This window comes from Pseudomonas sp. GL-B-26, from assembly GCF_019947405.1.
Lineage (GTDB): Bacteria > Pseudomonadota > Gammaproteobacteria > Pseudomonadales > Pseudomonadaceae > Aquipseudomonas.
The window spans coordinates 250,202-271,407 of the sequence record NZ_JAGYGJ010000001.1; the positions used below are offsets into that span (position 1 = coordinate 250,202).

At 60.1% G+C, this 21,206-nt stretch carries 20 protein-coding genes and 1 pseudogene; 4 read left to right on the forward strand and 17 right to left on the reverse strand.

Translation table 11 applies throughout. The features are described 5' to 3' along the window. Positions 1-3: 3 nt before the first annotated feature. From tagH to tssA, 13 genes and pseudogenes are all read right to left on the reverse strand, one after another. On the reverse strand, positions 4-1,200 hold the full coding sequence (tagH, locus tag KGB23_RS01185; protein ID WP_046045021.1) for a type VI secretion system-associated FHA domain protein TagH: 1,197 nt from the start codon (positions 1,198-1,200) through the stop codon (positions 4-6). A gap of 17 nt (positions 1,201-1,217) precedes the next feature. Then, on the reverse strand, positions 1,218-1,358 hold the full coding sequence (locus tag KGB23_RS01190; protein ID WP_008150087.1) for a hypothetical protein: 141 nt from the start codon (positions 1,356-1,358) through the stop codon (positions 1,218-1,220). Positions 1,359-1,692: 334 nt separating this feature from the next. Then, positions 1,693-3,213: a sigma-54 interaction domain-containing protein gene (locus KGB23_RS01195; protein ID WP_223429588.1), complete on the reverse strand. Its 1,521-nt coding sequence runs from the start codon at positions 3,211-3,213 to the stop codon at positions 1,693-1,695. Between the two features lie 10 nt (positions 3,214-3,223). Next, the gene (tssH, locus tag KGB23_RS01200; protein ID WP_223429589.1) at positions 3,224-5,872 is read right to left on the reverse strand and encodes a type VI secretion system ATPase TssH; all 2,649 of its coding nucleotides are present in this window, start codon (positions 5,870-5,872) and stop codon (positions 3,224-3,226) included. A gap of 13 nt (positions 5,873-5,885) precedes the next feature. Continuing rightward, on the reverse strand, positions 5,886-6,893 hold the full coding sequence (gene tssG / locus KGB23_RS01205; protein WP_223429590.1) for a type VI secretion system baseplate subunit TssG: 1,008 nt from the start codon (positions 6,891-6,893) through the stop codon (positions 5,886-5,888). Next, entirely contained in the window at positions 6,857-8,644 is a 1,788-nt protein-coding gene (tssF, locus tag KGB23_RS01210) for a type VI secretion system baseplate subunit TssF (protein WP_223429591.1), read from the reverse strand. The genes tssG and tssF overlap by 37 nt, the downstream gene beginning before the upstream one ends. Before the next feature lie 66 nt (positions 8,645-8,710). Further along, positions 8,711-9,094: a hypothetical protein gene (locus tag KGB23_RS01215; protein ID WP_223429592.1), complete on the reverse strand. Its 384-nt coding sequence runs from the start codon at positions 9,092-9,094 to the stop codon at positions 8,711-8,713. 20 nt (positions 9,095-9,114) lie between these two features. Beyond that, positions 9,115-9,498 carry a hypothetical protein gene (locus KGB23_RS01220; RefSeq protein ID WP_223429593.1) on the reverse strand — a complete coding sequence of 128 codons (384 nt, stop codon included), beginning with the start codon at positions 9,496-9,498 and terminating at the stop codon, positions 9,115-9,117. 1,155 nt (positions 9,499-10,653) lie between these two features. After that, positions 10,654-10,942: pseudogene (locus tag KGB23_RS30200) on the reverse strand (PAAR domain-containing protein); the annotation flags it as partial. 10 nt (positions 10,943-10,952) lie between these two features. After that, positions 10,953-11,360 carry a type VI secretion system baseplate subunit TssE gene (gene tssE, locus KGB23_RS01230; RefSeq protein ID WP_008150080.1) on the reverse strand — a complete coding sequence of 136 codons (408 nt, stop codon included), beginning with the start codon at positions 11,358-11,360 and terminating at the stop codon, positions 10,953-10,955. A gap of 13 nt (positions 11,361-11,373) precedes the next feature. Then, on the reverse strand, positions 11,374-12,849 hold the full coding sequence (gene tssC / locus KGB23_RS01235) for a type VI secretion system contractile sheath large subunit (protein WP_223429595.1): 1,476 nt from the start codon (positions 12,847-12,849) through the stop codon (positions 11,374-11,376). Between the two features lie 28 nt (positions 12,850-12,877). Beyond that, positions 12,878-13,381, reverse strand: coding sequence for a type VI secretion system contractile sheath small subunit (gene tssB, locus KGB23_RS01240; RefSeq protein WP_046045012.1), 504 nt, complete (start codon positions 13,379-13,381; stop codon positions 12,878-12,880). A 32-nt stretch (positions 13,382-13,413) separates the two neighbouring features. After that, on the reverse strand, positions 13,414-14,970 hold the full coding sequence (gene tssA, locus KGB23_RS01245) for a type VI secretion system protein TssA (protein ID WP_223429596.1): 1,557 nt from the start codon (positions 14,968-14,970) through the stop codon (positions 13,414-13,416). 902 nt (positions 14,971-15,872) lie between these two features. On the opposite strand from tssA, the gene KGB23_RS01250 reads away from it, so the two are divergent. Next, the gene (locus KGB23_RS01250) at positions 15,873-16,268 is read left to right on the forward strand and encodes a DUF6124 family protein (RefSeq protein ID WP_223429597.1); all 396 of its coding nucleotides are present in this window, start codon (positions 15,873-15,875) and stop codon (positions 16,266-16,268) included. Positions 16,269-16,357: 89 nt separating this feature from the next. Here the strand turns inward: KGB23_RS01250 and KGB23_RS01255 are convergent, their stop codons facing one another. From KGB23_RS01255 to KGB23_RS01265, 3 genes are all read right to left on the reverse strand, one after another. Next, a complete protein-coding gene (locus KGB23_RS01255; RefSeq protein ID WP_003195589.1) occupies positions 16,358-16,633 on the reverse strand; it encodes an HU family DNA-binding protein in 276 nt (91 codons plus the stop codon). A 192-nt stretch (positions 16,634-16,825) separates the two neighbouring features. Next, positions 16,826-17,974 (reverse strand): NAD(P)/FAD-dependent oxidoreductase, encoded by a 1,149-nt coding sequence (locus KGB23_RS01260; protein WP_223429598.1) that lies wholly within the window; start codon positions 17,972-17,974, stop codon positions 16,826-16,828. 20 nt (positions 17,975-17,994) lie between these two features. Beyond that, entirely contained in the window at positions 17,995-18,165 is a 171-nt protein-coding gene (locus tag KGB23_RS01265) for a rubredoxin (RefSeq protein ID WP_046045006.1), read from the reverse strand. Positions 18,166-18,365: 200 nt separating this feature from the next. On the opposite strand from KGB23_RS01265, the gene KGB23_RS01270 reads away from it, so the two are divergent. Both KGB23_RS01270 and ubiA read left to right on the forward strand, forming a co-directional pair. Beyond that, the gene (locus tag KGB23_RS01270; protein WP_223429599.1) at positions 18,366-18,929 is read left to right on the forward strand and encodes a chorismate--pyruvate lyase family protein; all 564 of its coding nucleotides are present in this window, start codon (positions 18,366-18,368) and stop codon (positions 18,927-18,929) included. After that, the gene (gene ubiA / locus KGB23_RS01275; protein ID WP_223429600.1) at positions 18,929-19,819 is read left to right on the forward strand and encodes a 4-hydroxybenzoate octaprenyltransferase; all 891 of its coding nucleotides are present in this window, start codon (positions 18,929-18,931) and stop codon (positions 19,817-19,819) included. The genes KGB23_RS01270 and ubiA overlap by 1 nt, the downstream gene beginning before the upstream one ends. Positions 19,820-19,908: 89 nt before the next feature. Here the strand turns inward: ubiA and KGB23_RS01280 are convergent, their stop codons facing one another. Then, complete coding sequence (locus KGB23_RS01280; RefSeq protein WP_223429601.1) at positions 19,909-20,292, reverse strand: hypothetical protein; 384 nt, start codon at positions 20,290-20,292, stop codon at positions 19,909-19,911. A gap of 152 nt (positions 20,293-20,444) precedes the next feature. On the opposite strand from KGB23_RS01280, the gene phoB reads away from it, so the two are divergent. Continuing rightward, the gene (phoB, locus tag KGB23_RS01285; RefSeq protein WP_046045002.1) at positions 20,445-21,134 is read left to right on the forward strand and encodes a phosphate regulon transcriptional regulator PhoB; all 690 of its coding nucleotides are present in this window, start codon (positions 20,445-20,447) and stop codon (positions 21,132-21,134) included. Positions 21,135-21,206: the final 72 nt, after the last annotated feature.

Sequence of the window (21,206 nt, forward strand, 5' to 3'; positions counted from 1 at the left end):
GCATCATCCTTGGTGGTCGGTGTGAAGGGTGGAAATCAGGCGGATCTGTTCTTCGTAGGCCTGAGCGAAGTCGCGGGCCAGCAGGCGCTCGCTCCAGTCATCGTCCTGACGCAGGGCCTGGTGATAACGACCGTAGGCTCTCCAGCGACTGCCGGACGTGGCGAGCAACGGCTTGTTGTCGCGCTCGAAACGCAGGGTCAATTGCTGTGGCGAAAAGTGTTCCAGCGTGCCGCGAACAGCGGCGCGGCTAGCGGTCAACAGAGCGACCTGATGCGCCTGTAAATCGCGGAACGCACGGGAGATCGCCTGCTCGGCCGGCAACTGACCCGGCTTGTTCGGCTGCAACAAAATGCCCAACGCTTCGCCGGCATCGACGGCAAATTTCAGCGGGTTCTTTTGGGTGCCTTGCACGGTGGTCTGGGCCAGACGCAGTTCGTTTTTCAGTTCGCTGCGGGTGCGCAGGCTCTGCTGCAAACCGCCGACGCTTTGCTTGAGCAGGCGTGCAGCGTTCAGCGCCAGGGCTTCGCGGGCGTCGTGGTCGAGGCCTTTGAGGTCCACGCCCAGCGCCGCACCGAAGTGTTCCCAGAAACCTTCACTCTGACGCTCGACCGCTTTGGGCGGTGGCGCGGGCGCTGGCTCTGCCGGGGCGTTGATCAGCTCCGGCACCATCAGGCTTTCCATGTCGATGCGCGCATAGTCGGCGCGCTGACGGGTGTCCTCGATAGTCGTACTCGGGGAGATCAGTTCGTCGATTTCCGAATACACGCGCTCTTGCTGATCGAGGGCGTTGAGCGGGTCGAGATCGAGAAACGCATCGTCCGGAATGATGCTGCCTGCTGCTTGCGGACGGCCGACTTCAACGTCGAAGGTCGCCGGGTCGCGCACCAGCCGCGCACGGATCTCGAAGTCACCCAGCACGTAGACACTGCCGTGCTCGATACGCATCGCTTCGCCTTTGCGCAGGCGCGCGCCGCTTTCGCTGTCCTGGATACCGTTGCTGCTGGTATCGGTCAGGAAAAACGTGCCTTCGCGGTAGCTGATCACCGCGTGGTGATTGGACAGGTGACGCTTGCGGTCCGGGATGATCCAGTCGCAATCCTCACCCCGACCGATCACGCCACCGGCCTGTTTGAAGGTCTTCTGGCACAAATCCGTGGGCACGAACTGCTTGGTGTTGAGCATTTCGAAAACCAGTTCCATGGTGATACTCCTTGCGGTCACTTGCCGCGATTGACCGCCTGCGGATCACCCAATGGGCGATAGGTGTTGTCGTTGTATTTGTAATTGCCGCTACAGCCGCCGAGGCCGCATAGAACGACGAGGGTCAACAGGACGGCTTGCCAGTGACGAACAGACATCAGAGGGTCTCCAGGGGTAGACAAAGTACAAAGCGCCGACCCGTTTGGGCGGCGCTGTTAGAAGCGGATGAGGTGAAGCCGAGAGCTCTAGTCCGGGACATTGAGCACTGCCTTTGTGGCGAGGGGACTTGTCCCCGTTGGGTCGCGAAGCGGCCCCAAAACCGGCCACCCCCGTTTATTCAGGTAAACCGCATTTACCGGACTGCGACTGCTGCGCAGCCGAACGGGGACAAGTCCCCTCGCCACAGGAAGCTCGCTCACTGCAGGAAACTTCCTCACCACAGGGAATGCGCTGGCCACAGGTGGCATTCCAACCAAGTTGCAGAAATCGAGATCAACCATCGAAATCACCCAAATTGATATTCAGGCGCCCGAGGCGATACAGCAGCGTGCGGCGTGGCAGCCCGAGTTCGCGGGCGGCGAGGGTCTGGTTGCCGTCGTTTTTGCGCAGGCAATCGAGCAACAGGCTGCGTTCGACCTGCTCCAGGCGTTCGCGCAAGTTCAGGCCGCTGCTGTCTTCCGGCATGGCTTCCATGCGCAGAGAGAAATGTTCGGCCAGTAACTCACCGCCCTCGCACAGCAGCACCGCGCGTTCGACCAGGCCTTTGAGTTCACGCACGTTGCCGGGGAAGGCATAACCGGACAGGTGATCCAGCGCAGCATCGGACCAACTCACGGCGTCCCGTTGCAAGAACGAGCACGCCTTGTCGGCGAAGTGCCGGGCCAGGTCGAGGATGTCGCCTTCGCGCTGACGCAGGGCCGGCAACTCGATCGGAAATTGCGCGAGGCGGTAGTACAAGTCCTCGCGGAATTTGCCTTCGCTGACCAGCACCGACAAATCCCGGTGAGTCGCGGCGATGATGCGCACATCGATCTTGTGGGTGTCGTTGGAGCCCAGCGGGCGGATCTCGCCTTCCTGCAGAACCCGCAACAGCTTGGCTTGCAGGGACAACGGCATGTCGCCGATTTCATCGAGCAGCAAGGTGCCGCCGTTGGCCGCGTCGAACAGCCCGGCACGGTCGCGATCGGCACCGGTGAACGCACCTTTGCGGTAGCCGAACAATTCGCTTTCCAGCAGGTTCTCGGGGAACGCCGCGCAGTTCTGCACGATGAACGCCTGGGAACGGCGCGGGCCGCAATCATGAATCGCCCGCGCCACCACTTCCTTGCCGGTGCCGGTCTCGCCGCGCAGCAGCACGGTGTATGGGCTGTGCAGGACTTTGCTGATCAGCGAATACGTCTGGCGCATGGCCGAACTCTTGCCGATCAAACCGTAACCGCTGGCGCTCGGGACGCTGACCTTCGCCGGTCGTGCATCACCGGTCGGCTGACGCAAACGTTGCAGCAAATGCAGTTGGCCGAGCACGAACGAACCGAGTTGCCCGAGGGAATCAGCAAAGCCTTGCAGGTCGATGTGCCGGCGACTGGCGCACAGCAATAAGCCTTCGACAGCTTTCTGCTGATTGACCAGCGGCACGCACAGCAGCGACTGCCAGGGCGTGGCCTGAGGCGGCAGGAAACTGGTTTCGTGCAGGCTGCCGCTCAACTCGCTCAGGCACACCACGCGGTTCTGGCACAGGGCGAATTGCAGCAGTTGTTCACCGTTGTAATCCGCCGGCAGGCTCGCCGCTTCCCGGGGTTGCAGGATGCCGTTGAGGCACTCGGCGTTCATCCCCAGGCACGTGTGAGTCGCGTCCAGCAGGTACAGCTGCGTCAACTCACAACCGCTGAGCTCGGCCAACCCGCGCACGAAGTCACCCAGCAGCGCAGCACCGTCCGCCGACCGCGACAGGCTGGCGAATTGCGCCAGCAAGGCTTCGGCATAGACCAGCGGTTGCGGCACTTGAGTGAACATCACACCCACCTCAGGCGAACTCGCACGTCACGCTGGCGTTGCCATCGAGCGTCGCGTGAACGCGCTTGAGGCTTTCGCCCGTGGCCATCGCATCGAGCAAGCGGTCGGCCACCAACGGCAGCACGTGCAGGTCGAGCAAATGGTCGATCAGGCGCGCGCCGCTGTCGCTTTGGGTGCAACGTTCGGCCAGGTGATCGACGAGGTCTTGCGAGTAAGTGAAATCCAGCTGACGACGGTTCAGGCGCTCGCCCAGACGACCGAGTTTGATTTCGATCAGTTCGCGCAGCACCGGGCCACCGACCGGGTAGTAAGGCACGACGCGCATGCGCGCCAGCAGCGCCGGTTTGAAGTGTTTGCTCAGCACCGGGCGGATGGTTTCTTCAAGGACTTCGGCCGACGGCCGCGCGCCGTTTTCACAGAGCTCGGCGATGCGGTCGCTGCCCAGGTTCGAAGTCATCAGGATCAGCGTGTTGCGGAAATCGATCTCGCGCCCTTCGCCGTCGTTGGCCACGCCTTTGTCGAAGATTTGGTAGAACAGGTTCAGCACGTCCGGGTCAGCTTTCTCGACTTCATCGAGCAGCACCACCGAGTACGGTTTCTGCCGCACTGCTTCGGTGAGCATGCCGCCCTCGCCATAACCGACGTAGCCCGGCGGCGCACCGATCAGGCGCGAGACGGTGTGTTTCTCCTGGAACTCGGACATGTTGATGGTGGTGATGAAACGATCGCCGCCGTATAGCAAGTCCGCCAGGGCCAGCGCGGTTTCGGTCTTGCCGACGCCGCTCGGGCCGACCAGCAGGAACACGCCGACCGGTGCATCAGGTTTGTTCAGGCCGGCAGCGGTGGCGCGCATCGAGCGGTCCAGTGCGTGAACGGCTTGTTCCTGACCGCGAATGCGCGTGCGCAAGTCGGTGGCGAAGCTCGCGACCTTGGCGTTGTGCTCGCGGGCCAGTTGGGCCAATGGCACGCCGGTCCAGGCGCTGATCACTTCGGCGACCAGACGCGGGCAGACTTCGAAGCTCACCAGACGTTCTTTGACCTGAAGCTCGGTCAGCGCTTTGTGAGTTTCGTTGAGTGCGCTTTCCAGCGTTTCGACGCTTTGCGCTTCGTCCACCGGCAGCGTTTCGATCACGGTGCCTTCGGCATCTTCTTCAACCGTGACAATAGGCTCGACGGCGGCAGCTTCGCGGGCCTTGGCCAGTTGCTGACGCAGGTCCAGCAGGCGCTCGGCCAGTTCTTTCTGCTCAGTCCACAGCGCTTCGAGGGCGACCATTTCATCTTCGGCTTCGGCCAGGCGACCTTCCAAAGCGTCCAGCGCTTCGCGATCGATCAGCAGACCGGCCTCGGCATCACGGCGCAGCGCCTGACGCTGACGGCCACCTTCAGCCAGTTCGCCACGCAAGCGTTCGAGGCTTTCCGGGGCAGCGGCGAGGCTGATGCGCACGCGAGCGCAGGCGGTGTCGAGCACGTCGACGGCTTTGTCCGGCAGCTGACGGCCAGCGAGGTAACGAGCAGACAACTCGGCCGCCGCAACCACCGCGTCATCGCGCAGGTAGATGCCGTGGCTCTTCTCGTAAACCTGAGCCAGGCCACGCAGGATGGTCACCGCTTCGCTGACGGTCGGTTCGTGCAGTTGCACCGGCTGGAAACGACGGGCCAGGGCCGGGTCTTTTTCGAAGTACTTCTTGTACTCCGCCCAGGTGGTGGCGGCGATGGTGCGCAACTCGCCACGGGCCAGGGCTGGCTTGAGCAGGTTGGCCGCGTCGGAACCGCCGGCATTGCCGCCCGCGCCGATCAGTGTGTGAGCTTCGTCGATGAACAGGATGATCGGTTTCGGCGAGGCTTTGACTTCGTCGATCACGCCTTTGAGGCGACGTTCAAACTCACCTTTGACGCTGGCGCCTGCCTGCAACAGGCCCATGTCCAGCGACAGCAACTCAACGCCTTTCAAGACTTGCGGCACTTCACCGGCGGCGATGCGTGAAGCCAGGCCTTCGACGATGGCGGTTTTGCCGACGCCGGCTTCACCGACCACGATCGGGTTGTTCTTGCGGCGACGGGCGAGGATGTCGACCATCTGCCGGATCGCGCCATCGCGGCACAGCACCGGGTCGAGTTTGCCGTCGCGGGCCTGTTGAGTCAGGTTGTGGGTGAAGCGCTGCAGCAGCGATTCGCCGGGCACAGCGGGTTTACCGGTGGCCGGTTGTTCTTTCTGCGACAGAGCGAATTCTTTCAGGCGCTCGATGTTCAGCTTGGCCAGCAATGATTGGTAGCGGCTGCCGGCGTAGCGCATCGGGTTGCGCAACAACGCGAGAATCAACGCGGCTTGCTCGACCTGGCTTTGGCCCAGTTCAAGGTTGGCCACCAGCAACGCATCTTGCAGCCACTGCACCAGTTCCGGGGCGAACACCGGGTTGCGCGAAGCGCTGTGCTCGACCCGCGATTGCAACGCGGCGCTCAGCTCACCGGCATCCACTTCGGCGTCTTGCAGCGCGCGCGCGAGCAAGCCTTGCGGGCGCTCCAGCAAGCCCAGCAGCAAGTCTTCGACGAGGATTTTGCTGCCGCCACGGGCGACGCAGCGTTCGGCCGAACTTTCCAGGTCACGACGGGTTTCGGCGTCCAGCGCCTGGATAAGTTGTTGCAGGTCTACGTTGATCATTGGTCATCTGTCCTTAATGAATTTTGCTGCCCAGGGTCACCACGCCGTCCGCTTTTTCGCGGCCGAGCCAACTGGTCCATCCCAGGCGACAGGCGTTCTGCTCACCGATGCGCAGTTCGCGGATTTCTTCCTGGCGCAACACCAGGCGAATGTCGTAATCGAGCGGGTCACGCAGGGTGAACCGCACCAACGCACAGAGCGGCTGGTAGCCGAAACCGATCGGCAGGAATTCGTGGAAGCGTTGCCAGTCCAGTTCGCGGATATGAATGCGAAATTTGCCGCTGCGGTCGCGCACGTGTTCGCCCAGCACCAGGTCTTCGCCGAGCAGGCTGTTGGCGCGGCCCAAGCGATTGCGCTGCTCGTCGAGGATTTCGACGCGGCGCTCGATGCATTGCTCGATGGTCAGTTCGGCGTGTTTGAAGTAGTAACGCAGCACCGCTTCGATCAGCGCCGCCGAGTGCGCCCGCAGGCTGAGCAAACCGAGGTACGGCAGCAGGCGTTTCCAGTTGAGTTCCTTGGCCTTGCGGATCTCTTCGCCACCGAGGCCGATCAATGCAAACAGCTGCGAAGAAAACGGGTCGAGGGCACCGCTCTGGAAGCTTGCGCGGTAGCGGTATTTTTTCCAGATCGGCAGCATCAGCCGTTGCAGGCGATGGTGAAACAGGTCGAGGAAGTTGCGGGTCGGGTTGCCGTCTTCGCTGTCGCCCAAAGCCTGCTCGCCGTAGAACGCCGGCAGTGGCGAACCGGAACCGACCAGGCCGATCAGGTTGAAACGCAGACGCGCGCGCATCTGCCCGTGCTCTTCGAAAAACTCCACGCGATCGACGTCACTGCCGGGGAAACCCAGGCTCGGATTGGCCTGGAATTCCAGCTGGTCATACAGATCGTCTTCGCTCAGGTACGGGTGCGCCTCGCGCAGCCGGTCAACCACCAGCAGCACGGCCTGGAACAGCGAGTACTCGCGTATTACCCGGGTCAGCCCGCTTAAAGCAGGGGTTGCAGACCCATACGTGGTGTCCATTGGTACACCTCTCCCTGTGTGCTTTTTACTCGCAGCTCGTGGTACGAGTTGAGACTGGCGTAAAGCGCGAAAAACTCGTTAAGAACCGAAGCGAAAACGAACAGGTCGCCCTCGCCGATATACCCTTCCGGGTCGATGGTCAGCTCGGTGCGCAACCCGCGTACCGGCAACCCGCGGTGCAAGCGGTCGACGTGTTGGTGTTTGATCGACTTGAGCCCGCCCAGCAGGCGCTTGCTGACTTTTTCAGCGTGTTGGTCGTAGTAGCGCGGCAGGTCGTAGGTTTCAAGAATCACCTTCAACGCATTGACGTCCGCCAGCGACAGATAGTTAAGCGACATGTTGCTGATCAGCTTCCAGAGGAAGTCACGGTTCAGCGGCGGCGCATAACTGGGCGTGGCCGGTGTGATGTTGCGGAAACTGAGGAACTCCGGCGTCTCTTCGCAGGCCACGCAGATGTCGCCGAGCTTGAGCTTGCGCGGCAGGTTCTGGTTGGTGCACATCAGCTCGATCGACAGGGTTTCGTGGGCTTCGGTGTGGCGAATGCCAAAGCTCAGGTAAGTGTCGAGGCCATCATGCAACAGGGACGAACGCTGACGGATGCTGTAATGCGGACGGCTGTTGGGCACGTCGAAACTCGGGTCGTGCTCGAACGATTCGAACGGCACGTACTCCTGATAACCAAGGCCGCCGGGCTTCCAGCCGGTGACGTTTTCCACCGAAAACACACCGCAGTTCTGCAGATCGTATTCGGCTGGCAGCAGCAGGTATTCGTCTTGCTTGCCGTCGAGGCGGATCGGCAGTGCATCGTGCTTGAACAGGTTGACGATGGGCGTGCAGTAGAGCTTCACGTTGTCCAGCGTCGGACGCATCCGCATGATGCCGCTCTTGCGAATGTCGAAGCGCAATTCGAGGCCGCGCATTTGCTTCAGCGTGTCTTCCGGCAGGGCTTTGAGCAGGTCCAGACCGTTGACGTCGACAAACAGGAATTTATCCTGGAAGGCGAAATATTCCTGCAAGTAGCGGTAGCCGCGGAAGGTGTTCAGCGGATACGGGATCAACGCCTCTTCTTCGGCGAAACCCACCGGCTGCACGCGGTCGCCGGGCATCTTGAACGCCATCGGCGTGCCGTTGACGCCGTTGATGGGCTTGCCGGCGCCGTCCAGCGGGATCAGCTCGATGCCTTCCAGGTTGCGCAACAGGCTCAGGTAAAGCATCTGGCTGATGTAGCGCTCACCGGCGAAGTGCAGACGCAGACGGCTCAGCTCCAGCTCACCGAGGTGACCGTCAGCGCTCATCTCCAGACGCAGGCTCAACAGCGAACCGTCGCCTTTCACCGAGTAATTCAGCGCGGCCAGATCCAGCGGCAAGACTTCAGTCGGGTAGCAGGTACGGAAACGGCAACGCACGTCATCGATCGGCACACTCTCAACCGGCGTGTCGCGCTCGACCATCAACGCCGGCCCGGAACGCTTGAGCGGGTCGAACTGCAAAATGCTGAACGCCGGCAGCGGGCGCATGTAGTTGGGCCACAGCAAATGCATCAGCGAATGGCTGAGCTCCGGCAACTCGTCGTCGAGCTTCTGACGCAGGCGGCCGGTCAGGAACGCAAAGCCTTCCAGCAACCGCTCCACGTCCGGATCCCGCCCGGCCTGGCCGAGGAAAGGCGCCAACGCCGGGCTACGCTCGGCGAATCGACGACCTAACTGGCGAAGTGCGGTGAGTTCGCTTTGGTAGTAGTGGTTAAAGGACACGGGGGGTTACCTGTTTGTCGTTTTTGCAAAATTTTTCAGAGCCGGAACATCCAACAACTGCGTGCGTCATGGGCAAAAAGAACGGTCATCGACAGTCCATGAGCGCACGGCTTTTTCTTCGACCTTCTCAACCCGCGCCAAAGCCGTGCGTAGCGCTTGCCCATCAATGGTTTTGACGGCACTGGCGCTTTTTATCGACAGGCTGTACTGGTCGCTTATCTGGCCCGACACGTCCTTGCCCGCCGACGTGTAGTTGGCGATGGACCGGCGCTCGTCAGGGCTCAACGTAAAGCTGCGGGGCTGATCGTCATAGTTGGAGTCATGGGCCAGGGACAGCTCCAGCGGTACTCCGCAGGTGTTGAGCAGGTACACATCGTTGCGGTAGACCTGCTGCGCAGCGCAGGCCGTCAATGACACGAAGAAGGCAAAAAAACCGGTCCACTTAAACATCGAATCCATCCTTGGCAGCTTCATGGGCAGAACGATGCATCGTTGATCGTCCAGGAGCTGATATCGCCTTGTCTCACCGGTGTTTTGCCTTCAAGGGCCGCTCTTAATGCCTGCGCATGAATGACCTTCGAGACACTAGCGGTGTTGATCAGCAGTTCATAATCATCGGCAATGCGCACCACCGAGTCTTTGTCATACGAGATATAGCTGCCGATGATTTGTCGGGCGCCGACCGGCGCGACATAGTCGCCAACAGACGGTCCCCAGTTCGAAAAATGCGAAACCTTCAGCGTCAGGGGACTAGCGCAGCTGTTCTGCAGATAGATTTCGTCACGGAAAAGCTGCTGCGAGGTGCAGGCAGTCAGCGGGAACAGCAATGCTGCGCAGCCGATGTACTTAATCATCGAATTCGACCCGGGCCAGCCAGAGAAGGCTTTTGACGTCTTGTTCGGAGGCGACGGTGCGGCTCAGCCTATCGGCCGTGGGCGCGCGGTAGTCGCTAAAGTACTCCATGACATCGACTTCACCTGTCAGCGGATCGTCATGATTCGGCGTTGGATTTTGCATCAGGCTTGAAGAGCCTTTGTGCGTCCACGAATAAGTAGGAACTATCCCGCCACCGTATTCGTTGAGAATCAAATGGCCTAACTCATGAGCCGACGTTTCCTTGAACTGTTCTTTGGCGTAGTTCTTCGCGACTTCCAAGGGGCTACGACGTTGAACAACATAACTGTCATAGGCGAAGCCCATGTTGTGATAAAGCTTTCTGGCAATCGCCAGACTGGTAGAACGTCCGAAGTCCTTGGACAACGAATCAATCAGTGGGAAGTTTCCAGCTTTCGGTGTGGCATTGATGTCGGCTTTGACCGTAACTTTGTAAGCACCCTTGCCGGTCGTGATCCCACTGGCAATACCACCGGCCCGCGAGCCATTACGCGACCAATAGAGCTCGATCCCTTCCTTGGCCCAACCCAGTAATGTGTTGAACGGCGTCGGCGCCAGGCCCGGGGTAGAACCACTGCTGCCGCCATCGGAGAAGCTCGGCCGCAACACGACATCAACCGTCTTCGCACTCCGATCAACCCGAACATCAACCCACTTCACTTCTTGCGCCGAGCACTCAAGCGTCAGATCGGTGACCTGTTGTTCGCCGCCCTGAGTCGCGGTCAATCGCACCTTCAGGTTCGGGCTTTTCAGAACACGGGTGTCGAGAATGCCGGCGGTGTCGTAGCCATCCCACTGCCATGAGTGCTCACCAGTCGGCAGGAACGCTGCGGTATTGGGTTCGGCGTAGATCAACTTTTCGCCGTCCAGCACTTCCAGCTTCACGGTGTCGGCAGCGGCCTTGCGGTTGTCGATGAGGAAGTCGATCAGCTCACGGTTTTTCGTGGCACCGCTTTTGATTTCATCGTAATCCGGGACCTCCAGCGGCGTCAGAACCGAGTTGCCGCCAGACTTCAGTTTCAGCCGGTAATCGAGCTTCTTTTCATCAGCGCTGACTTCTGGAATCAGTGCCGCGACCACAGCACCCAGCGCGGTCGCAACAATCCCGGAGAACGACGCCGCCGAATGCGAATTCCCGATAATCACCGTCCCGGACCCGGCCGTAACCTTGTTGCCATGAGTTCCAACGGAATCCACCGTCGCAGCCGGTTTCCCGTTGATCAAAACCGTCGTCGCCAACCCGCCCGACATCGCACCACCACACGCCGAGGCATCGCCTTGGCGGGCGGCCGCGAGGCCGTCGAAGAAGACGTCGCCGGAACCGGCGACAATCGGGTTGGTGCCGTGACCGGGGAGCGGGCAAGCGGTGGGGTCGGTGACGCGGGCTGCGGGTTTGCCGGACATCGGAGTCTCCTTAGTTGACCTTCACTTGACCGCTGCCATCCAGGCGCGCGGCGAAACTGACCTGACGCTTGAAACCATCAACTTCCAGCAAGCCTTCGATGCTGAAGGACAGGCGAAGCTGATCGTGGTCACGCGGCAGGGAAATGACACGCACATTGCTCAGGCGTGGCTCGTAGGCTTCGATGAAATTTTCGATGGCCAGACGGGCCTGACTCAGGGAGTCGTGCAGGCTCAGACGCATGTCATTGAGATCGGGTAGCCCGTAATCGGACAGCGTTTGCACGCTGCCCGCACGGGTGCTGAGCATCTTGGCCAGATGGGCAGCCACGGACGCCATGGCGGAGACCTCGCGGCTCCAGCCGACGCGTTTGTCCGCGTCGCCACCCAGGCGTTCGAAAAGGCTGCCGTATCCAGTCATGAGTTAGCTCCGCTTACTCTTTGTCCAGCTTGCCAACCAGCGACAGGGTGAAATCGGCACCCATGTACTTGAAGTGCGGGCGCACGTTCAGGCTGACGCGGTACCAGCCAGGCTCGCCTTCGACATCGCTGACGATGATCTGGGCAGCGCGCAGTGGACGACGGCCACGGACTTCGGCGCTTGGGTTTTCCTGGTCGGCCACGTACTGGCGGATCCACTTGTTGAGTTCCAGCTCGAGGTCGGTACGTTCTTTCCACGAACCGAGTTGCTCGCGCTGCAGCACTTTCAAGTAGTGAGCCAGGCGGTTGACGATCATCATGTACGGCAGTTGGGTGCCGAGCTTGTAGTTCAGCTCTGCCGCCTTGCCTTCTGCGCTGATGCCGAAGAACTTCGGCTTCTGCACCGAGCTTGCGGAGAAGAACGCCGCGTTGTCGGAGCCTTTGCGCATGGTCAGGGAGATGAAGCCTTCCTCGGCCAGTTCGTATTCACGACGGTCGCTAACCAGAACCTCGGTAGGAATCTTGGTTTCGATTTCGCCCATGCTTTCGAAGTGGTGCAACGGCAGGTCTTCAACCGCGCCACCGCTCTGCGGGCCGATGATGTTCGGGCACCAGCGGAATTTGGCGAAGCTGTCGGTCAGCTTGGTGCCGAACGCATAGGCGGTGTTGCCCCACAGGTAGTGCTCGTGGCTGTTGGCGACGGTTTCTTTGTACACGAACGATTTGACCGGGTTTTCTTCCGGGTCGTACGGGTTACGCAGCAGGAAACGCGGCACGGTCAGGCCAACGTAACGGGAGTCTTCCGACTGGCGGAAGCTCTGCCATTTGGCGAATTGCGGGCCTTCGAAGTGATCTTTCAGATCCTTCAGGTCCGGCAGACCGGTGAAGCTTTCCAGACCGAAGAATTTCGGGCCGGCAGCCGCGATGAACGGCGCGTGGGACATGCAGGCAACGCTGGACACGTACTGCATCAGTTTCACGTCCGGCGAGCTTGGGGACATGAAGTAGTTGGCGATGATCGCGCCAACCGGCTGACCACCGAACTGACCGTATTCAGCGGTGTAGATGTGCTTGTACAGGCCCGATTGCATCACTTCCGGCGAATCTTCGAAATCGTCCAGCAGGTCCTCTTTGGAGACGTTGAGGATTTCGATCTTGATGTTTTCGCGGAAGTTGGTGCGGTCAACCAGCAACTGCAGACCACGCCACGACGACTCCAGGGACTGGAACGCCGGGTGGTGCAGGATCTCGTCCATCTGGCGGCTGAGCTTGGCATCGATCTCGGCGATCATGCGGTCAACCATGGCTTTCTTGACCGGCTCACCGTTGTTCTGCGGCTTGAGCAGCTCTTCGATGAAGGCCGATACACCGCGCTTGGCGATGTCGTAGGCTTCGTCGTCCGGCGTCAGGCGGGTTTCGGCGATGATGCTGTCGAGAATGCTGTATTCGCCGTTCTCGTTGCTCTTTTGCTGTGCTGCGCTAGTGCTCATGGTGTTGGCTTCCTTGGCTGATGGAGACTCAGGCGTCCTGGGCTGCGGCATTCAAGCCCAGCTCACCCAGTACGCGACCGCGGGATTCGTCGTCGGCGAGCACGCCTTCGATGGCTTTGCGGAACGCAGGCGCGTTACCCAGCGGACCTTTGAGGGCCACCAGCGCGTCGCGCAGCTCCATCAGTTTTTTCAGCTCAGGCACTTGCTCGACCAGGCTGGCCGGGTTGAAGTCCTTCATCGAGTTGACGCGCAGTTTCACGGCCAATTCTTCAGTGTCGCCTTCTTCCTGAAGACGGTTCGGTACGCTCAACGTCAGCTGCAACTCTTGCTTGGCCAGCACTTCGTCGAAGGTCATCTTGTCGATGCTGATCGGCTTGCGATCTTCGACTTTACGTTCGTCCTTGCGGTGGGTGTAATCACCGATTGCCAGTAGTTTCAACGGCAGTTCAATCTCTTCCTGAGCACCACCAGTGGCAGGTTTGAAAGTGACGTTGATGCGTTCCTTGGGGGCTACCGAGCCTTCTTTGGCCATGGCTATTCTCCTTGCGGTTGTGGCCCTGGGGCCTATTCGAGTACCACTTCGAGATCGAGGTGGCACAGCCTGCGATAAATCTCTTCCTTGCGTTCACGTACGGCATGGTTCTGCGGTAACAACTCGCAGCAGCTATGCAGTAAATGCAGCACTTCCAGCGCAAGATCGGGCTCCCAGGCGTTCAGGCCTGAGTCCTGTAATGTTTGGTCCAGGGTTTCGAGTTGGGTCTTGGCCAGTTCGTATTTCTTGGCCATGAAGCACAGCCGCGCGAGGGCGAACTGCCAGAAGAATCGGACGCGTCCGCCGTGGGCGCTTTGCAGGCCTTGCTTGAGGATCTGCACGGCGGCCTTGAGGCCGTCCTTGCGCAGGATCGGCAAGACTTCTTCCAGGGCCAGTTCCCAGGCCGGCTGACTGTCGGCGACTTCGACCTTGCGCGGCGCACTGGCGCTTTGCAGATGCGGCATGACGTGGGCGCTGACCCAGGCGCGGGTCGCCGGATCGGCAAACGGGGCGCCGTCATGGAATCGCAATTCGATGATGCCGGGCAGGCGCTGAATCAAAAGCGCGAAGTGGATTTCCACTTCGCGCATAGACATCTCGGCGCTGAGCCCCTGGAGGCACTCCCAGACCATTCGCTGGCCATCGAACCAGAACGGCGCCTTCGCCAGGCTCGCCTCCAGTTCCACCAGCAGGTCAGCGTATTTGGCGTGGTCGTAACGGTCCTGGTAGGCCTTGAGCTTGTCGGCTGGCAAACCACGCAGAACGGTAATCTGCTCGGCATTGCGCTCGGGCACCGCGTCGATGGGCAACCACAACAGTGTGCGATTGAGGCGCAAGGCGCGCAGGTCGGTGGCTTTTTGCTTGAGCCACCAGGCACACAACGGTCGCGCGCTTTCCTGTTGGGCGCGCAGGGCCTTGTGGGCTTCTTTCTCGTTATCGATCGGTGCGCCGGGGGTGAACAGCTGCGTGGCGACTTGTTTGACCTGGGCCACGGCAGCCCCGACCACGCCGGGTTCTGGCTGGTTGTCGGCGGCGCGCTGAACCATGTTTTTCAAGCGGCGGGAGATCGGCAGCAGCAACGGCGCATCGTCGCCCAAGTGCGCGGTGCAAGCGGCATCGAGACCTTCAAGGTGTTCGACCAGCCGCCGGAACATCGGCAACTGCTCTTTGATCGCGACGTTTTCGGTCAGCACCTGCTCAAGACGCGGTACCAACCAACTGATGGCAGCGGAGCGGGTGCGGGCCTTGTTCGGGTGGACTTCGGCCCAGTGGCTTTCGCACAGGTAGTGCAGCAAACCGAGGCCGGCCAGCAGCCCCTGGAATGATTCGCGCTGGTACAGCGCCCAGGTCAGCCAGGCGCCAACCCGCAAATCCTTGGACTGGGTGCGCAGCAGGTTTTCACTGTTTTCGCGGATTTTCAGCCAGTCGATCTGACCGCTTTCGTGCATGGATTGGGCTTTGCCCAGCTCGCTTTCCAGCGCCTCATATTCGCTCGAAAAGCGAACGTCCTCGCCCGCGAAATTCTCTTTGGAAACAGAGGCTTTTGCGAGTTCGAGGTAATGAGCGGAAAGTTTGCTTGAGTAGGACATCCATGACCTTTAATTAGGATTACAGTCATACGTCTATTGGAGTTCCAACGACGCGAGACAGAATCAAAGAGCTGCGATGAGTCTCATCCAATTGAGTTCGTGCTCTTTCAAGTGCGCGCATCGTACTCACGATGATGGCCACTAGCAAGCATCTGGTTAAACAACAAGACGAAGCGTCTCTATTGCTCGTAGGTGAATTCCTTATATATCGCAAGGGATTCCCTGATATCAGTTTAATATTTCCTCACCTGACGTATCGATCGGAAAGCACCGACTTAGAGCCGTCGCTGTCAATCAACCGCGGTCGCTGCCGATTGAATCGCTGCCACGCGTCTGAATCATGACAACAATAAAAATTATTAAATGTAGGAGGCTTCCGAAAGTCGCTGTCATCTTTCAACAAATTGGAGCGACAACAGCCCGCATGAAAAGTGCCACTATAATGATGGCACCCCATACACAAAACAAAGTTCCACATTGGAACTTTCGGTATCGCGGAAATTTCATATCGGGTTTTAAGGAGTGCCTACATTTCCGATGGTTAAACACCGCTCAATTGCGCGTGTTTAAAACGCCTCAAGGTTACTTCCTGCAAGCTACAACACCTTGCGCCGTTGCCTACGGCTACGCCAGAATCCGCCGGCTTGTGCGCCTTGGGGCTGGTCGGTAACTTGGTTCCTGTCACTGCCCATCAGTGATCGGGTTTAGCAGCCCGTGGTTGTTAGTGAGGTGCATAGCGTTTCCTTCAGTCAGGTATTCATATCCCTGCACTTGATGGTGGCTGTGCGTGGGGCGCCCTAGGGCGCGCCGGTTTGCTAACTCCCCGGTCTGCTAACCCGCGCACAGCCGCCACCCATCGTTTAGCAGCGACGTGTGAACGGCTCCATTTCAGGAGCTAGCAAATGTTCAAAGTCACACCCAACCCACCCGACACCGATCCGGTCTCTCCCTACGAAAGCCCCGATTCAAACAAACTCAGCGAAGCCGCCGAACGCGCCCTCGACCATCACTTCCCGCCAGCCGACCCCATACCACCAAAACGCAACGGCCAACTCTTCAGCGTCTGCTCGGGCATCAACCCTGAAACCCTGCTCGCCAATGCCTCGGAAGATTTGCTGTCCATCAGCGCCATCGCCGCCAACCTCGCCGACGATGTGGACGGTTCCCGCCGCTCCGTAGCCCTGGCGCTCAGCCGCATGGCTGACGGCGTGCATTTGTTGGTGGAGCGAACACTGGATTATCTGGATGAGCCGGAGATGGCGGCGATTTTCGCCAAGCAACAAAGCCGCGTCATCTAATCCGTCACCCATAAAAAAATGGGCACCCAACCTCGTTGGCGTGCCCATTTTTTATCCCGCTCACCCGCTACGCGGGAAGTCGGTGCGTGTTACGGATTAACGCTGTCTTTCAACGATTTGCCTGGCTTGAACGCAACAGTGTTGCTGGCCTTGATTTTGACGGGCTCACCGGTTTGCGGGTTTTTGCCGGTGCGGGCACCGCGGTGGCGTTGCAGGAAGGTACCGAAGCCCACCAGCGTGACGCTGTCCTTGCGGTGCAGAGCGCCGGTGATTTCTTCGAGAACGGCGTTGAGAACGCGGTTAGCCTGCTCTTTGGTGAGGTCTGCTTTTTCAGCAATTGCAGCGGCGAGATCTGGTTTACGCATTAGTGAAGCCCCTTTGACGGTTTTTTGTTGTTATGTCCGTGCTGTTCTCGTTGGAACAGCGCCCAAAGCGCCGCAGATGCTCTACTCTGCGGCAGACGGGAATGAGGATGGCACGCAGCGAAGAGCCGCGCCAGTCTCGGCGCGACCTTTGTATGGGCAAAAGAGGGGTGATTCCGACAGAACGACCGGTATTTACGCCAGCAGTGCCGGAAGCTCTTTGTTCAGGGCCAGTTTTTCCATCACCGCCGCGCCTGTCAGGGCATATCCCAGCAGTTTGCCGCTGGCATCGCGGCACAATACCTTGATGTCCGCGCCCTGCCCTTCGACTGTCCAGACGCCCTCCAAACCCCGTGGTGGCGGTGAAACCACCAAGGGGCAGACCGGCGTTTTAACGGTGATGGGCATCGGGCCATAACTGACCGCCGTCGGGTTTCCGGCGAGGGTCTGGGCCAGCGCTCTCGCACAGCTCATGAGGGGCATCACGTACAACAGATTCAGCCCATCGACTTCGGCGCAGTCGCCCAAGGCATAGATATTGGCGTGGGAGGTTTTCAGCTGACGATCGACCACCACGCCGCGATTGACCTGCACACCGGCCGCCGCCGCCAGGTCGATGCGCGGACGCAGACCGATGGCCGACACCACCACATCGCAAGGGATCACCTGGCCATCGGACAGATGCGCTTCCAGTCCGTCAGCAACGCGCTGCAAGCGATTGAGCACCGGCCCGAGGTGGAAGCGTGCGCCGAGGCTTTCCAGCCCGGCCTGGACCGCAGCGGCCGCCGCCGGGTGCAACAGGGTCGGCATGACCTGCTCGCACGGTGCAACCAGTTGCACCTCGTAGCCGCCGAGGACCAGGTCGTTGGCGAACTCGCAGCCGATCAGACCGGCGCCCAGCAACAACACCCGACGCTTGCCGGCCGCCGCTGCGCGAAAACGTGCGTAATCTTCCAGATCGTTGATCGGGAAGACTGCGTCAGCCGCGTCGCCTTCGATCGGCACTCGCACGGTTTCCGCGCCCCAGGCGAGGATCAGGTCACGGTAAAACACCGCTTCCTCACCGACCCACAAGCGCTTGTGGCCAGGGTCGATGCCGCTGATGCGCGTATGCGTACGCACTTCGGCCTTCAATTGCTCGGCCATGGTGCCCGGTTCAGCCATGCTCAGGCCGTCGGCGTCTTTGTTTTTGCCGAAGCCGGTGGAGAGCATCGGCTTGGAGTAGGAGCGTCCGTCATCGGCAGTAATCAGCAGCAGCGGGGTTTCGCCATCGAGTTTGCGAAACTCCCGGGCCAGGTTGTAGCCAGCCAGCCCGGTACCGACGATCACGACAGGTGCGTTCATTCCTTACTCCTCTAATTGTTTTAAGCAGCGATTTCGATCATTTCGAAATCCATCTTGCCCACGCCGCAGTCCGGGCACAGCCAGTCTTCCGGTACGTCTTGCCACAGTGTGCCCGGCGCAATGCCGTCGTCCGGCCAGCCTTCGGCTTCGTTATAGATCAGGCCACAGACCACACATTGCCACTTTTTCATTGGGTTCATCCTCAGGATTCAGGCTTATTGCCGGCGCGAACGGTCGATGGTTGGAGCGCTGCCGTCCGGCTCAGCGCGTTTTGTACTGATCGGGCCCGGCAGATGCAAGCCTGTTCGACGCAATGGCCGGCCGGATCAATCAAAATCACAGGCTGACATGGTAAGCTCGCCGCCTCATTTGCTGCCAATAATGACTCACTGTGCCGCACTCAAAATCCCCTGCCGCGACCCCGCTTTGGCTCCCTCGAAGCCAACTGACGCCCCTCCCCGACATGTCTACGCTCGACTGGCTGTTCGACGAAGGCTCTTTGACCCGACGGCTGATCCGTTTGTCGAATGACGGTTTCAGCGTCACGCCACTCTTCGAAGGCTGGCAACCGCTGCGCGCCGACGAATGTGCCGCGCTGGACTTGGCCGAAGGCAGCGAGGGCTGGGTGCGCGAGGTGTATCTGCGCGGCCACGGCGAAGCCTGGGTGTTTGCCCGCAGCGTGGCGGCGCGCAGTGCGTTGCAGGGCGATGGGTTGCACATGGACGAATTGGGCAGCCGCTCCCTGGGCGAATTGCTGTTTTGCGATCAGGCATTTCAACGGCGCGTCATTGAGGTTTGTCACTATCCTCAGGAGTGGCTGCCGATGGAGTCCCGGGCACCTGAGCTGTGGGGCCGCCGTTCGCGTTTCGACCGCGGCGCCTTGAGCGTGCTGGTGGCCGAAATTTTCTTGCCGACCTTGTGGAACGCTACTCGCGCCCATCCGGAGAATTGCTGATGTATCAGAGCCTGCTCAAGTCCCTGAATCACTTGAATCCACGGGCCTGGGATTTCATTCAGCTGACCCGCATGGACAAACCGATCGGCATTTATCTGCTGCTGTGGCCGACGCTGTGGGCTCTGTGGATTGCCGGCAAAGGGTCGCCCTCGTTGGCCAACATCGTTATTTTCGTCCTCGGTGTGGTGCTGACCCGCGCCGGCGGCTGCGTGATCAACGATTGGGCGGACCGCAAGGTCGACGGCTACGTGAAACGCACCGAACAGCGGCCATTGGTGAGCGGCAAGATCAGTTCCAAAGAAGCGCTGGTGTTTTTCGCGCTGCTGATGGGCGTGAGTTTCCTGCTGGTGTTGTGCACCAATGCGGCAACGGTCTGGCTGTCGTTCGGTGGCTTGGCGCTGGCCTTCACTTACCCGTTCATGAAGCGCTACACCTATTACCCACAAGTGGTGCTGGGCGCGGCGTTCTCCTGGGGGATGCCAATGGCGTTCACCGCCGAAACCGGTGAACTCCCGGCGGCGGCGTGGTTGCTGTGGATCGCCAACCTGCTGTGGACGGTGGCCTACGACACCTATTACGCCATGACCGACCGCGACGACGATTTGAAGATCGGCGTGAAATCCACGGCGATTCTGTTTGGTGATGCGGACCGGATGATCATCCTGATCCTGCAAGGGTTGGCGTTGGGTTGCCTGCTGCTGGCCGGGTCGAAATTCGAGTTGGGCGGCTGGTTCCACCTGGGATTGCTGGCGGCGGCGGGCTGTTTTGCGTGGGAGTTCTGGTACACCCGCGGCAAGGACCGGATGCGTTGCTTCAAGGCGTTTCTGCACAACCACTGGGCCGGGTTGGCGATTTTTGTCGGGATTGTGCTGGATTACGCGTTGCATTGACCGTTGGAAAAGATCGCAGCCTGCGCCAGCTCCAACAGGGGGATGGAGCGACCGCAGGCTGTGAACTGTTTACGGCACAGGCGAATCGCTTATTTATGCTCGCGCATGACGTGCCAGACGTCCTTCATATTGTCGCCTGCCATGTCACCGGGTTTTTTGTCCTTCATGAACATGTAAAGCGGCTTGCCGTCATAGGCCCACTGCATCTTACCGTCGTCACGCTTGATCGTGCTCCACTTGCCTTCGGGCTTGGCGCCCGCCGGCGCCATCATTGGTGGCCAGTATTCAGCGCACTCGCCGTTGCACATCGACTTGCCGCCCGAGTCCTTGTCGTACATGTACACCGTCATGCCCTTGTGATCGACCATCATCCCGTCTTTCATCATCGCCGGCTCGGCGGCGAAGGCCAGTGTCGGCAGCGTTAGCGCAGCCGTGACCAGCAGAGCCTTCCAGGTTTGAGCAATGTGTTTCATGGAAACCTTCCTTTTGTGGTTGTCAGGATTCGGAATTAGAGCTTAGTTCAGGATCATGACAATCGCCGGGCGACTAAAATACTGTCACACGACTGCAATAATTCCGTTATCTAATGCGGCGCAAGACAGTTAAATGACAAGAGGATTAAGGCATGGTTGGCAGGAGCATTCTGATCGTCGACGACGAAGCGCCCATTCGCGAAATGATCGCCGTTGCGTTGGAAATGGCCGGCTATGACTGCATGGAGGCTGAGAACTCGCAGCAGGCCCACGCCATCATTGTCGACCGCAAGCCGGACCTGATCCTGCTCGACTGGATGCTGCCCGGCACGTCCGGCATCGAGCTGGCCCGACGCCTCAAGCGCGATGAGCTGACCGGGGACATCCCGATTATCATGCTCACCGCCAAGGGTGAAGAGGACAACAAGATCCAGGGCCTGGAAGTCGGTGCCGATGACTACATCACCAAACCCTTTTCCCCACGTGAGCTGGTTGCGCGCCTGAAGGCCGTACTGCGCCGTGCCGGTCCTACCGATGGCGAGACGCCGATCGAAGTCGGCGGCCTGCTGCTGGACCCGATCAGCCACCGCGTGACCATCGACGGCAAACCCGCCGAGATGGGCCCGACCGAATACCGCCTGCTGCAATTCTTCATGACCCACCAGGAACGTGCCTACACCCGTGGCCAGTTGCTGGACCAGGTCTGGGGCGGCAACGTCTATGTTGAAGAGCGCACCGTCGACGTGCACATCCGCCGCCTGCGCAAAGCCCTCGGCGATGCTTACGAAAATCTGGTACAAACCGTGCGCGGCACCGGCTACCGGTTCTCCACCAAGGCCTGATCCGGGCCTTTCCCGCCCGACAAGCTGACAAGGACGCGCGTTCAAGTGAACCAAAACTGGCATGGCACCCTG

Bases quoted from the DNA above. Each gene is read 5' to 3' on its own strand.
- tssG (WP_223429590.1), bottom strand. From the start codon at position 6,893: ATGGACACCACGTATGGGTCTGCAACCCCTGCTTTAAGCGGGCTGACC.
- tssE (WP_008150080.1), bottom strand. From the start codon at position 11,360: ATGACTGGATACGGCAGCCTTTTCGAACGCCTGGGTGGCGACGCGGAC.
- phoB (WP_046045002.1), top strand. From the start codon at position 20,445: ATGGTTGGCAGGAGCATTCTGATCGTCGACGACGAAGCGCCCATTCGC.
- KGB23_RS01260 (WP_223429598.1), bottom strand. From the start codon at position 17,974: ATGAACGCACCTGTCGTGATCGTCGGTACCGGGCTGGCTGGCTACAAC.
- KGB23_RS01255 (WP_003195589.1), bottom strand. From the start codon at position 16,633: ATGCGTAAACCAGATCTCGCCGCTGCAATTGCTGAAAAAGCAGACCTC.
- KGB23_RS01220 (WP_223429593.1), bottom strand. From the start codon at position 9,498: ATGATTAAGTACATCGGCTGCGCAGCATTGCTGTTCCCGCTGACTGCC.
- tssB (WP_046045012.1), bottom strand. From the start codon at position 13,381: ATGGCCAAAGAAGGCTCGGTAGCCCCCAAGGAACGCATCAACGTCACT.
- tssC (WP_223429595.1), bottom strand. From the start codon at position 12,849: ATGAGCACTAGCGCAGCACAGCAAAAGAGCAACGAGAACGGCGAATAC.
- KGB23_RS01215 (WP_223429592.1), bottom strand. From the start codon at position 9,094: ATGTTTAAGTGGACCGGTTTTTTTGCCTTCTTCGTGTCATTGACGGCC.
- tssH (WP_223429589.1), bottom strand. From the start codon at position 5,872: ATGATCAACGTAGACCTGCAACAACTTATCCAGGCGCTGGACGCCGAA.
- tssA (WP_223429596.1), bottom strand. From the start codon at position 14,970: ATGTCCTACTCAAGCAAACTTTCCGCTCATTACCTCGAACTCGCAAAA.
- KGB23_RS01190 (WP_008150087.1), bottom strand. From the start codon at position 1,358: ATGTCTGTTCGTCACTGGCAAGCCGTCCTGTTGACCCTCGTCGTTCTA.
- tagH (WP_046045021.1), bottom strand. From the start codon at position 1,200: ATGGAACTGGTTTTCGAAATGCTCAACACCAAGCAGTTCGTGCCCACG.
- KGB23_RS01250 (WP_223429597.1), top strand. From the start codon at position 15,873: ATGTTCAAAGTCACACCCAACCCACCCGACACCGATCCGGTCTCTCCC.
- ubiA (WP_223429600.1), top strand. From the start codon at position 18,929: ATGTATCAGAGCCTGCTCAAGTCCCTGAATCACTTGAATCCACGGGCC.
- KGB23_RS01265 (WP_046045006.1), bottom strand. From the start codon at position 18,165: ATGAAAAAGTGGCAATGTGTGGTCTGTGGCCTGATCTATAACGAAGCC.
- KGB23_RS01280 (WP_223429601.1), bottom strand. From the start codon at position 20,292: ATGAAACACATTGCTCAAACCTGGAAGGCTCTGCTGGTCACGGCTGCG.
- KGB23_RS01195 (WP_223429588.1), bottom strand. From the start codon at position 3,213: ATGTTCACTCAAGTGCCGCAACCGCTGGTCTATGCCGAAGCCTTGCTG.